Origin of the sequence: Sphingobium sp. B7D2B, from assembly GCF_025961895.1 — a bacterium.
Classification (GTDB): domain Bacteria; phylum Pseudomonadota; class Alphaproteobacteria; order Sphingomonadales; family Sphingomonadaceae; genus Sphingobium.
In genome coordinates, this window is sequence record NZ_JAOQOM010000001.1 from 1,645,126 (window position 1) to 1,657,356 (window position 12,231).

General features: G+C 64.0%; 7 protein-coding genes. 2 read left to right on the forward strand and 5 right to left on the reverse strand.

What is annotated here, in order from left to right; translation table 11 throughout:
* Positions 1 to 15 precede the first annotated feature (15 nt).
* A complete protein-coding gene (locus M2341_RS07465; RefSeq protein WP_181559315.1) occupies positions 16 to 1,470 on the forward strand; it encodes a carotenoid oxygenase family protein in 1,455 nt (484 codons plus the stop codon).
* Positions 1,471 to 1,595: 125 nt separating this feature from the next.
* Here M2341_RS07465 and M2341_RS07470 read toward each other — a convergent pair whose 3' ends face one another.
* Positions 1,596 to 2,954: an MFS transporter gene (locus M2341_RS07470; RefSeq protein WP_264570000.1), complete on the reverse strand. Its 1,359-nt coding sequence runs from the start codon at positions 2,952 to 2,954 to the stop codon at positions 1,596 to 1,598.
* 642 nt (positions 2,955 to 3,596) lie between these two features.
* Between M2341_RS07470 and M2341_RS07475 the strand changes: the two genes are divergently transcribed.
* Positions 3,597 to 6,110, forward strand: a complete 2,514-nt coding sequence (locus tag M2341_RS07475) for a TonB-dependent receptor (protein ID WP_264584805.1) — start codon at positions 3,597 to 3,599, stop codon at positions 6,108 to 6,110.
* Between the two features lie 125 nt (positions 6,111 to 6,235).
* Here the strand turns inward: M2341_RS07475 and M2341_RS07480 are convergent, their stop codons facing one another.
* The 4 genes from M2341_RS07480 to M2341_RS07495 form a co-directional block, all read right to left on the reverse strand.
* Positions 6,236 to 8,398 (reverse strand): S46 family peptidase, encoded by a 2,163-nt coding sequence (locus M2341_RS07480; RefSeq protein ID WP_264584806.1) that lies wholly within the window; start codon positions 8,396 to 8,398, stop codon positions 6,236 to 6,238.
* 126 nt (positions 8,399 to 8,524) lie between these two features.
* Positions 8,525 to 10,150 carry a GMC family oxidoreductase gene (locus M2341_RS07485; protein ID WP_264584807.1) on the reverse strand — a complete coding sequence of 542 codons (1,626 nt, stop codon included), beginning with the start codon at positions 10,148 to 10,150 and terminating at the stop codon, positions 8,525 to 8,527.
* 3 nt (positions 10,151 to 10,153) lie between these two features.
* Positions 10,154 to 10,534, reverse strand: a complete 381-nt coding sequence (locus M2341_RS07490) for a nuclear transport factor 2 family protein (protein ID WP_264570004.1) — start codon at positions 10,532 to 10,534, stop codon at positions 10,154 to 10,156.
* Positions 10,531 to 12,180: a GMC family oxidoreductase gene (locus tag M2341_RS07495; protein ID WP_264576049.1), complete on the reverse strand. Its 1,650-nt coding sequence runs from the start codon at positions 12,178 to 12,180 to the stop codon at positions 10,531 to 10,533. Before M2341_RS07495 ends, M2341_RS07490 begins: the two co-directional genes overlap by 4 nt.
* Positions 12,181 to 12,231 lie beyond the last annotated feature (51 nt).

The following is a 12,231-nucleotide window of genomic DNA, read 5'->3' on the forward strand; positions in this document are numbered from 1 at the left end:
CTTCAGGAGGACCCCATGGTCGAACCCATTCAATTTCCCGATGTCGAGTTGTATCGCGGCTGGGGGGAGCCGATGCGCGCCAATATCGAGCTGCGTGGGCTGGAGCTGATTTCCGGCGCCATCCCCGATGGGCTGGAAGGCGGCCTGTATCGCGTCGGCGCCGACCGGCAATATCCCTCCGGCCGCACCGATGACATCTTCATCGATGGCGAAGGCCAGATGCACATGATCCGCTTCAAGGACAATCAGGCGGATTATGTCGTCAAATGGGTCGAGACGGATCGCTACAAGGCGCAGAAAGCCGCCCGTCGCGGGCTCTTCGGCAGCTACCGCAACCGCTATACGGCCGATGAAAGCGCGAAGGACATCCATCTCGGCACGGCCAACACCACAGCGATGTTCCATGCCGGCCATCTCTATGCGTTGAAGGAAGATGACCTCCCTTACGAGATCGACCCCGACACGCTGGAAACCAAGGGCCGCGTCGACTTCGACGGACAGATATTGTCCGAGACGTTTACGGCGCATCCCAAGGTAGACCCGATCACCAACGAGCTGCTGGCGTTCGGCTATCAGGCCAAGGGCGATGCGACCAAGGATTTCGTGTTCTACGTCTTCGGGCCGGATCGCAAGATTAAGACCGAGATCTGGTTCGAGATGCCCTATGCAGCCTGCGTCCATGATTTCGCGATCACCGATGAATGGGTGGTCGTGCCGTTCTTCCCGCTGATCACCGATCTCGACGTGGTGAAGCAGGGCGGGCCTTATTATCAGTGGCATCCCGACCAGCCGGTGCATGTCGCGCTGGTGCCGCGTTATGGCAAAGCGGAGGATATTCGCTGGTTCAAGGGGCCAACCGGCAGCGCCGGTCACATGATGAACGCCTATCGCGAGGGCACGAAAGTCCACCTCGACCTGTGCTATTATGATGGCAACTGCTTCCCCTTCTTCACCACGCCGCAGGGCGAGGAGACGGCGCCGGTTCCGCCTTTCCTGACGCGCATGACGTTCGACCTCGCTAGCAATGAGGACAGCTTCACCACGCAGCGTCTGCTGAACATTCCGGGCGAGATGCCGCGCACGGACGATCGCTATCAGGGGCGGCCCTATCGCTATGGCTTCCTGCTCGCACGCGCACAGGATGGATCGAGCGGCACGGCGCGGTTCGACAACCAGACCGGCGAGTTCCAGATCTGGAAGCCGGGCCCGGGCGATAGCGTGCAAGAGGCGCAGTTCGTTCCGCGCACGCCGGATGCGCCGGAAGGCGATGGATGGCTGCTCGTGCTGGTCGCACGCGGCTCGAAGAACCGCAGCGATCTGGCCATTCTCGATGCGCAGAATTTGGCGGCTGGGCCGGTTGCGCTGCTCAAGCTGCCCGTCCGCGTCCGCTCGACCTTCCACGGCACCTGGGTGCCGGAGGAGACGCTCAAGAGCGGCCAGTATAATATGAAGCTCAGCTCGGCGGCCTGATCGCTTACACCTATCGGCCGACCGGTTCCCTGTAGACCGGGCGGGCCTCAAACAGAAAGGGCGGCCCTCGCATCATCGCGAGGCCGCCCTTTTCCGTTTCGCCCGACAACCGTCGAGCACGCATATCAATGCGCGAGCGTGACGGGCTCTCTATCCTTCGCCTCTTCCTGGCGGCGGATATAGGCGAGGGCGAACATCAAGATCGCTGTGCCCAGCGGGAGCGCCGCCGTCAGCGCCAGGGTGAGTTGCAGCGAATAATGCTGGGCGAGCGCGAAGCCGCCCGCAATCGGCGCTACGATGCCGCCAATGCGCCCGGCGCCACCGGCCCAGCCCAATGCCGTGCTGCGCATCCGGGGCGGATAGACTTGGGCGATCATCGTGTTGAGGCCGGACTGTCCACCGGTCTGGAAGAACTGCCAGGTGAGCAGCGCGACCACGAAGAAGGCGGAGTAGAAGGGCACCCAGCCCAGCAGGTTGATGGTCACGGCCAGCATGACATAGAAGCAGGCGATGAGCAGGGCAGGGCGCATCCGGTCCATCAGCCAGCCGATGGAGAGCGTGCCCGCGACCCCGCCGAGATAGCCGATCATGGCGACCTTCGCGAAATCCTGGATGGGGACGCCCGCCATTTCGAGGAAGAAGGTCGGCATCCATGCACTGAGCAGGGCCGTATTGGTCATGCTGAGGGTGCAGGCAGCCCAGACCAGTGCCGTCATGGTCAGGCGACCCTCGGAGAACACGTCGGACAGCTTGGCCTTGCGCCCCTTGGCGCCACCGCTCTCGATCACGAACAGTTCGTCGCCCCGCAGGTCGACATTGCGGTCGATCTTGCGGATCGTGGTCGCGATCCGCTGGTCGGATGGGTTGCGCTCGGCCCGGAACTTAAGCGATTCCGGCACGATCAGGAAGAGCAGCACCGCGCAGGTAATCGGCACGAGGCCGCCGATCCAGAAGCCGCTTTCCCAGCCATAGCTGTCCAGCAGCCACGCCGCGACGACGCCGCTGGCGGCACTGCCGGTCGAGAAGCCGACAAGCGCCAGAGAGATCAGCGTCGAGCGCTTGCGCTTGGGCGTCAGTTCCGAGATCAGCGCCATGGCCATGGGCAGGCCCGCCGCCATGAACACGCCGGCAATGCCGCGCAGAACAGCCAACTGCGTGAGCGTCTGGGCATGGATGCTGCCGATGGTGATCGTGCCGAAGATAAGGCAGGAGACCATGAGCATGAACCGCCGTCCGAACCGGTCCGCCAGCGGGGCGATGCTGAAGGCACCAATGGCGAGGCCGATCTGCTGGTAGACGAACACCTTGGTCATCGCCTCGGAGGTTTCTCCGAAATCCGCAGCGATGGCCGGCGCGATCTTGCCGATCATGAAGATATCGAACCCGTCGATGAAGCAGACCAGAACGCAGACGAGCAGCGCCATGATCTGGGTGGCGCTGATCCGCGACCGATCGATGAAGTCTTCGACGTCAAACCTGTTCATATTCAGCCATCCCGCATCCATCCGGCCGACCAGCCGGGCTTTTTATCGGACTGCACCAAAACACGGCATTGATGGGGAATCAACATCCTTGTAGGGCAAAGCTGCAGATTAGCGGTTGTGATGGGCGGCAATGTCGCCCATGGGCGCCGCGTAAGAGCGGGCGCGACGCGGCTTCGACGTGATCGGAACAAGAGGCGCCACCGGCCCGCAGGTCAGGGTCCATCGTGGCATGGATGCGACACTTTCTGACAAAGTCATCAATATTTCCTGCTCGATGAGAAATTTTCTTGTTTTCTCATCGGTGCTCTTCCAATGGCGCAGGCTGGAGTATCGGGCAAAGTCAATATCTCGGAGTATTGGCGATGCTCGGCTGGTCTTATGCCAGCGGGAGAAGGATGCAGTACAGGCGAAGCCCGTGGCTTCGATCAGGCCCTCATCATGCCTGGTCGGCTCACAAGCCAAGGCGATCTCGTTCGTCTTGGCGCATAGGTCCACTCCCTGCTGATCACTCCAATAACGCGGTGAAGCTGCGTGGTGTCCTGGCCTGTTCGCGGGCGGCGCTGTCTCCGGGCGGCGCGGGGATGCGGCGAGGCATTCACCCATCGATCAATGGGCCTGCGCCCGCGTTTTGGGAGATTTGGAATGTCGTTTTCGTTGAGGAACAAGCTTCTGGGCATGGCGGGTGCGTCCGTCTTTGCCATGAGCATCGCAGCGCCCGCACAGGCGCAGGACGATGCCGCTGCCCAGGCGCAGCCCCAGCGCGCCGGTGTCGAAGAGATCGTCGTGACCGCGACGCGCTCGGCCACCAACCTGCAGGAAACGCCGCTGGCCATCACCGCCGTAACCGCTAATGCGCTGACCGATCGGGCGATCAACAACATTCAGGACGTTGCGGCCATCGTGCCGAACGCCAGCTTTGCAGCAGCGAACGCCTCTTTTGGCCGCGCCGTGCAGGCCTATATCCGCGGCATCGGCCAGTATGACTTCAATCTGGCGTTCGAGCCGGGCGTGGCCTTCTATGTCGATGACCAATATTATGCACTGCTCGCCGGCTCGACCTTCGATCTGCTCGACCTTGAGCGCGTCGAAGTGCTGCGCGGTCCGCAGGGTACGGTGTTCGGCCGCAACGCCATTGGTGGCGCCGTCAACCTGATTTCCAAGGCACCTGACGCGACGCCTTCGGCCTATGTCGAAGCAACCGTGGGCAGCTACAACCGCACCGACTTGCGCGCCGGTTTCAACGTGCCGCTTTCTGAGAACCTCTTCTTCCGCGTTTCGGGCGTGTCGAAGAAGCGCAAGGGCTACCAGAAGCTGCTCGACTTCCGTTGTGACATGGTGCGTCAGGGCACGCCCGGCCTCGCCGGAAGGTTCCCCTCGCTCGATCCCTCGGACGGCTTCCTCTCCGGCGCCTCGCAGACCGATTGCGAACTGGGCCGTTATGGCGGTGAAAGCGTCGTCGCCCTGCGCGGTGCGCTGCGTTACGCCGGCACCGGCATCGACCTGACGCTCTCGGCGGACTACACCAACGATGATTCCCCGGCGGTGGCGAACAAGCAACTGCGCATCGTGCCGAGTGCAGCCACGCAGGCGCTTGATGCGGCCGTTTATCAGCCGCTGTGGGGTGTCAGCTATGACAGCCGCTTCCTCACCAACAGCCCTTACACCACCTATGCCACCTATTGCGATCCGATCCCGGCTGGGACCAACATCGCCGGCACTTATTATAACGGTGGGTCGGACCGTGGCGGCCAGTGCTTCGATCGCAAGGCTGTGATCGAGAATTACGGCTTCAGCGGCAAGGCCGTGGTCGATCTGACGCAGGACCTGACGCTCACCGTGCTGGGCAGCTATCGCAATGTCTTCACGACGGCCATCAACGATACCGACGGGTCGCCGCTGAGCCTGCAGACCACCAAGTCCATCATCACGCATGAGCAGTGGACGGTCGAACCGCGCCTCAACTACACCAGCCCGCTGTTCGATGTGACCGCCGGTCTGTTCTACTACAAGGGCAAGGGCCTCACGACGTCCAACGTCTCGATTCCGTTCCTCAACTTCCAGCAGAACGCCCGCATCAGCGTGGATAGCGAGGCGAAGGCCGCTTATGCCCAGGCGCAGGTTCGTCCGCTCGATCGCCTGCAGCTCACCGCTGGCCTGCGTTACTCGGAGGATACCAAGGACACGCTGTTCAACAACGGCCAGGGCGGCATCATTCGCCCCGTGCTCGTCAAGGACGACCGCATCGATTACCGCTTCGGCGCGGACTACAAGCTGACCGATTCCATGATGGTCTATGGCTCGATCGCGTCGGGCTATCGTCCCGGTGCGTTCAACCCGCGTCCGTTCCAGGCCTCGCAGCTCGTGCCCGTCGCGGCCGAGGAAATGGTCGCCTATGAACTCGGCTTCAAGGGTGACTTCTTCGACCGTCGTCTGCGCCTGAACGTGGCCGGCTTCTATTCGGACTACTCCTCTCGCATCGTCTCGCAGAGCGGTTCGGAATGCATCAACAACGGCACGACCGGTGTCTGCACGCTCGCCGGGACGCAGGTCGATCCGGCTGTGACCGGCGGCAATGAGCTGTGCCGCGCCTATAATCCGGCGACGGACGGTGCGGTCAACCTGGCGCAGGGCATTGGCGTGGCTTGCATCTCCAAGACCAACTACGTCAATTCTCCGGGCAAGGTGAAGGGCTTCGAGGTCGAGCTGGAGGCCCGTCCGGTCGATGGCCTGACGTTCAATCTCGCGGGCGGTTACACGCACTTCGATGCGCCGGAACTGCGCAACGATCCGCTCGTGGTGAACCAGACGCCGGTTTATGTGCCGCAGTGGACGGGTTCGGCTGGCATCCAGTACGAGATCCCGGTCGAGCAGCTGGGCGGCTCCATCACGCCGCGGATCGACGGCTTCTATCAGTCGAAGATCTCGTTCAACTCGCGCAGCCCGATCGCCCAGATCCCCGGCCGCGCCGTGTTCAACGGGCGCATCAGCTACCAGAACGATGCGGGCGACCTGACCGTTGCGGTCGGTGCGACCAACCTGTTCAACAAGCAGTACTACTACAACATCTTCGATCTGGTGCCCTTCGGCCAGCCCACCACGGAAGCCCAGCCGGGCCGTCCCCGCGAGTGGTATCTTTCGGTTCGCAAGAGCTTCTGACGAGCGCCTGACAGCGTCAGGCTGACATAAGGAAAGGCCGCGCCGGAGACATCCGGAGCGGCCTTTCTCTTTTGTTGCGTGAGAGAGCAGCGGGCAGGGCGGCCGCGCCGCCCCGTCCTTGCGCCTCAGCGGCTAGCGACGGGCGTGACGCCCATTTCCTTGAGCAGCCGCTGCGCGCCGTCGACCTTGTCCATCGTCCAGAGCATGAAGCGGCTGTCGACGTGGATCGTGCGGTTGCGCTCGGCCACGTAGGCCCAGTCGGAGATCACGCCTTCCAGCGTGCCGTCGAACGCCAGGCCAACGAATTCGCCGCGCGCATTCAGCGTCGAGGAGCCCGAGTTGCCGTTGGTGATGTCGACATTGGACATGAAGTCCACCGGCAGCGTGCCCAGCTCCGGCGCGGCATAGGGGCCGTAGTCCTTGGCCCTGATCGCATCGATTGCGCCCTGCGGGGCATTAAACTCGCCCTTGCCGGTCTGCTTGGCGAGAAGGCCCTCGGCGGTGGTGAAGGCGGTCCAGATCTGGCCGTCCTTCTCCTTGCCCATGACCTTGCCCCAGGTCAGGCGCAGCGAGCTGTTGGCATCGGGATAGAGGGGCAGGCCGGCCGCCTGCTTGTAGGCCATCAGACCCTTCATATAGCCCGCCCGCGCAGCCTGCGTGCGACCCGAGCGAGCCTTGGCGGCCTGCTCGCTTTCCATGTCGCCGGCATAGAGCGCGATGGCGAGCTTGATGAAGGGATCGTCCGATGTCTCGAAGGCGGAGGCGGGCTTATCCAGCCAGCCCAGCCGGGTCGGCGTGTCGCCCAGCTTGGTCTCGCCATAGAGCCGGTCGAAGCCGATCTGTGTGAGCGCGGCCTCGAACTTGGCATCGCGATCGGCGGCGTCGAGCTGGCGATATTCGACGAGCGCAGCCTCGAACAATTGACGATCGATCTTGGGCAGGAAGCGGCGCTCAACCTGACGGAGCCGGTCGACAATGCTCTCGCGGTCGCGCTGCTGGAAGCCGCTCTCGCGCTGGGCGTCGGGCTTTTCCTGCTCCTTGGCCCAGCGATACAGGGTGCGGGCCGCGCCGAGCAGTTGCGCGCGGTTGAGCAGGGAGGTGCGCAGGCCGGTGAGGGAAGCCTTGTTATTCTCGATGACCACCGCATCCAGCGCCGCAATGTCCGCGCCATAGCGCGCCTGACGGGCCGCGTCGGCAGCGACCCAGTCGCGGAAGGCCTTTTCCTCGGCCGGCTTGCGCTCATCGAGGCGGATGGCGTCGGCACCGACGAGGTCGCCGGCGAGCTTCTTCTCGTAATTCTCGGCCCCCGCGAGGATCGAGGCGTAACGGATCTGGGCTTCGCGGTCGCCCGCCGTCACCTTGTCGATCTGCGTCGCGTAATCGCTCAGCAGGCGCTGCCAGAGCGGCTCATATTCCGCGAAGTTGAACAGCACTTCATCGCTGGTGCGCAGGCGGTTCGTGGTGCCGGGGAAGCCGGCGACCATCACGAAATCGCCTTCCTTCACACCCTGCGAGGCAATGCGCAGCCAGGACTTCGGGCGGTAGGGGACGTTCTCCTTCGCGAAAGGCTTTGAGCTGCCGTCCGGCCCGACATAGGCGCGATAGAAGCCGAAGTCGCCGGTGTGGCGCGGCCACATCCAGTTGTCTGTCTCGCCGCCGAAATTGCCGAGCCCTTCGGCCGGCGCATAGACGAGGCGGACGTCCTGAATCTCGAGTTGCTGCTGGAGATAATAGGCCGCGCCGCCATAATAAGGCCGCACGTCGCAGCGGCGGTTGGCCTGCTTCTCGCAGGCCGAGATCAGTGCCTTGCGATTGGCGTCCAGCTTCTCGTACCGGGCGAGGCCATCGAGGCGGGGCGTCACGCCGCGCATCATCGCGCTGGTCACGTCGCGCAGATCCTCGATCACATAGATGCGCGATCCGGGCGCGGCGGGCAGTTCCTCGCCCAGCTCCTTGGCGAGAAAGCCATTGGTCAGATAATCCCGGCCTTCGCCGCTGTTATACTGGATGGACCCTTGCACGCAGTGATGGTTGGTCGCGACCAGCCCTTCGGGGCTGAGGAATGCAGCCGAGCAGCCGCCGAGCGAAACGATGGCGTTCAGCGGCGCGGCATCCAGCCGTCCCAGCTGATCGGGTGAGAGCGCCAGACCGTCGGCCTTGAGCGCGGCGCCAATGTCCTTGATCTGGCCCGGCATCCACATGCCTTCATTGGCAGCGGCCGGAGCGGCAAGGGCGAGGAGGGCGGTGCAGCCCGCGAGAGAAACGATATGATGGACACGCCGAGGCATGAGGCAAGGCTCCTGCAAATTTTGAGGTTGCCCTGCCTATCGCGCCATGAATGGGTGAACGCAAGCCGGGGCAGCCCGTTCGACCGGACCACCCTGAGCTGACGCTACGTCACCGGCAAGCTCGCCTCAGGCCTGCAGGCCGTTGTCCGCCTTGATCATGTCGGCTGCCTTCTCGCCGATCATGATGCTTGCGGCATTGGTGTTGCCACCCACGATTCGCGGCATGATGGCGGCATCGGCCACGCGCAGGCCCTGGAGGCCGTGGACGCGCAGGCGCGGATCGACCACCGCCATGTCATCCTGCCCCATGGCGCAGGTGCCGACGGGGTGCAGGGCGGTGTTAATGGCGCTGCGCACCCAGGCATCGATCTCCGCATCGCTCTTCACATTCGGGCCGGGCATCACCTCGCCGCGCAAGACGTCGCTCAGCGGTGCGGTGGAGAATATCTCGCGCAGTTGCGGCACGAGGCGGCGGAAGAAGGCCCGGTCGTTCTCAGTGGAGAGAACGTTGGAGAGGATGCGCGGCTTGTCCGTCGGGTCTGCCGAGCGCAGCTTCACCCAGCCGCGACCCTCGGGCCGCAGCAGCACGCAGGCCATGGCCACCACGTCCGCCTTGGGCTTGCGCCAGCCGGGGAACCAGGTCTGCGCGCCGATCATGGTCGGCTGGAACAGGCACTGCGCATCCGGGCGCTCAAGCTCGGGCCGGGTCTTGATGAAGCCGTTGGCGGTCACCGGCATATCCGCGATCATGCCGCCGCGCGTCAGCAGCCACTGCAGCGCGGCAAGCGCCGAGCGGTCGATGCGCAGGCTGTTGGTCAGCGTCACGCTGCGCGCCGCTGCATTGACCATCGCGACCGAAGGGTGGTCCTGCAGGTTCATGCCGACGCCGGGAAGGTGATGCACTACATCGATGGCTTGCTCGGCCAGATGCTCGGCCGGACCGATGCCGGAGAGCAGCAGCACCTGCGGCGAATTATAGGCACCGCCCGAAAGGATGATTTCCTGCGCGGCGGCGACCCGTTTGTCCCGGCCTTCGCTGTCGCGATAGTGAACCGCGACGGCGCGGCCGTTGGCGACCTCGATGCGGGTGACCAGCGCGCCGGTTTCCACGGTCAGATTGGGCCGCGACATCGCCGGAATGAGGAAGCGCGCGGCGGTGCTGGCGCGCGTGCCCTCATGGATGTTGAGCGGCGGCGGTCCCCAGCCTTCCTGCTCGGCGCGGTGGAAACTGTCGCGCTCGTCATAGCCGAGCGATTTTACTGTGCTGATGAACCGTTGGTAGAGATCGTTGGTCTTGGGCTGCTGCTTGACGCTCAGCGGGCCGCCCTTGCCATGCCAATGGTCCTCAGGGCCCCAATGATTTTCCGATTTCTTGAAGTAGGGTAGCACATCGTCATAGCTCCAGCCCTCGTTGCCGAGCTGGCGCCACTCGTCATAATCCCGCGCATGGCCGCGCGCGTAGAGCATGCCGTTGATCATCGATGAGCCGCCCAGCGCCTTGCCGCGCGGCTGGCGGATCTGGCGGTTATCGGCGAAGGGCTCCGGCTCGCCCATATAGCTCCAGTTGAACTTGGGATCGGCCATGACGAACGGGAAGAGGATCGGCATTGTGAGGCGGATGTCGCGCTCGCGACGGCCGGCCTCCAGCACGAGGACCTTGGCATTGGGGTCTTCCGACAGGCGGGCGGCGATGACTGCGCCGGCCGAGCCGGAGCCGATGACGATGAAGTCGGGCGTGGAGCTGTTGGCCAAGTCTCAGAGTTCCTTGAAGCGGGCGGATTTGATGTGGGTGAACTTGCCGTTCGCGATGCGGTACAGGATGATGCTCTCGATCTCGCGCACATCGCCCTTCTTGGTCGGCCACATTTCGAACTCAGGCCAGTCCTTGATCGTCTCGAAGCGCGTGTGGACCCGCAGCGCGGCGCCGTCATCGGCGAGAATGAGGTCGAGGATCGTCAGCGTCTCCTCGAAATGCGCCTTCACGCCGCGATAGAACTCGCCGATCTTCTCCCGGCCGACGATGTGCATCCGGTCCCCCAGCTGAAAGTCTACGTCATCTGCGTAGAAGCTGGTGAAGCCATCGAAATCATTGGCGTTGAAGGCGCCGATATAGCGCTCGAAGTCCTCGCGGGTCATGCGGCATACTCTCCTGTGTGAACCAGTTCGTCGGCGGGCAGGACCTTGCCCTTGAGGATGTCCGCCGCCCGCTCGGCGAGCATGATGGTGGGCGCATTGATGTTGCCGCCGGTCTCGTCCGGCATCACCGAGGCATCGATGACCCGCAGGCCCTCCATACCGATCACCCGCAGCTGCGGATCGACCACCGCCATCGGGCCGGTGCCCATCCGGCAGGTGCCGAGCGGATGCTGCGTGGTCGTCGTCGTGGCGCGGATATGCTCATCCAGCGCTTCATCGCTCACCACATCGGCGCCGGGCGAGATTTCCTTGCCGGTGATCTCGGCTTGCGGCGAAGTGGCATAGATCTTCCGCGCAATGCGGATGCCCGCGCGCGCCGTCGCGAAATCGGCCGGCGCGCTGAACAGGTTGAGGAAAATGCCGACATGATCGTCGGCCTTGGGCGATTTTAGGAACACCCGGCCGCGGCTCTCCGGGTGGAGCAGGATGACGTCGGCGGTCAGCTTGTGCGGCGGACGCTTCTTGATGCCGGGGAACCACAGATGCGCGTCCAGCGTCACGGGGTTGCACCAGAGCTGAATGTCCGGCTGGGCGAGGCGCGGGTCTGTGCGCAGCACCGGGTTGGCGCTGTTCACCTGCCGTGCAAAGGGGCCGGTGCCCATGAAGTACCAGCGCAGCACGGAGAGCGTTGCCCTGTCGAAGCGCAACTCATTGACGAAGGTGACCGGCGCGGCCTCGAACAGTACCGGCGTGCGCGGATGCTCCGAGAGGTTCTCGCCGACGCCGGGCAGGTCATGCACAACCTCGATATCCATCTCGCGCAGATGCTGCGCCGGGCCGATGCCGGAGAGCATGAGCAACTGCGGCGAATTGTAGCTGCCGCCCGAAAGGATGACCTCGCGGCGGGCGAGGGCAGTCTTGAGGGTGCCGTCGTGGCGATACTCCACGCCGGTCGCCCGCTTGCCTTCGGTCAGCACGCGCTGGGTCATCGCGTTGGTCAGAACCGTCAGATTGGGCCGGTCCATGGCGGGCTTGAGATAGGCGGCATAGGTCGAGGCACGACGGCCGTGTTTGTCGATGGTCAGCTCGACGCGGCCGACGCCTTCCTCGTCGCCATCGTGAATATCGTCGGTGATCGGGAAGCCGGCGTTCTTCGCGGCGGCCATGAGTTCATCGTGGAGCAGCCATTTGGTGGCGTTGGGCGTCACGCTCAGCGGGCCTTCGGCGCCGTGCAGATCGGACGCGCCGCGCCAGCTGCGCTCCATCTTGCGGAAATAGGGGAGCACATCGGCGTAGCTCCAGCCCTTGCAGCCCATCTGCGCCCAGCGATCGAAATCGGCGCTGTGACCGCGCATGAACACCATGCCGTTGATCGAGCTGGAGCCGCCGAGCAGCCTGCCACGCGGCAGGATCAGCTTGCGGTTGTTCATGTGCGGCTCGGGCTCGGTCCAATAGGGCCAAGTGTAGCCGGGCTTGAACAGCGCCTTGAGGAAGCCGAGCGGCATCCGAATCAGCCAGTCATCGCCACCGCCGCCTGCCTCCAGCAGCAGGACGCGCACATTCGGGTCCTCGGTGAGTCGCGCCGCGAGCACCGACCCGGCGGACCCCGCGCCGACGATCACATAATCAAAGGAATTTTCGGACAAAGTCACTCTCCATGGACTTCCGGCGCGCTAGAGTTGGCGTGGACGCATGTC

Bases quoted from the DNA above. Each gene is read 5' to 3' on its own strand.
- M2341_RS07465 (WP_181559315.1), top strand. From the start codon at position 16: ATGGTCGAACCCATTCAATTTCCCGATGTCGAGTTGTATCGCGGCTGG.
- M2341_RS07470 (WP_264570000.1), bottom strand. From the start codon at position 2,954: ATGAACAGGTTTGACGTCGAAGACTTCATCGATCGGTCGCGGATCAGC.
- M2341_RS07475 (WP_264584805.1), top strand. From the start codon at position 3,597: ATGTCGTTTTCGTTGAGGAACAAGCTTCTGGGCATGGCGGGTGCGTCC.
- M2341_RS07480 (WP_264584806.1), bottom strand. From the start codon at position 8,398: ATGCCTCGGCGTGTCCATCATATCGTTTCTCTCGCGGGCTGCACCGCC.
- M2341_RS07490 (WP_264570004.1), bottom strand. From the start codon at position 10,534: ATGACCCGCGAGGACTTCGAGCGCTATATCGGCGCCTTCAACGCCAAT.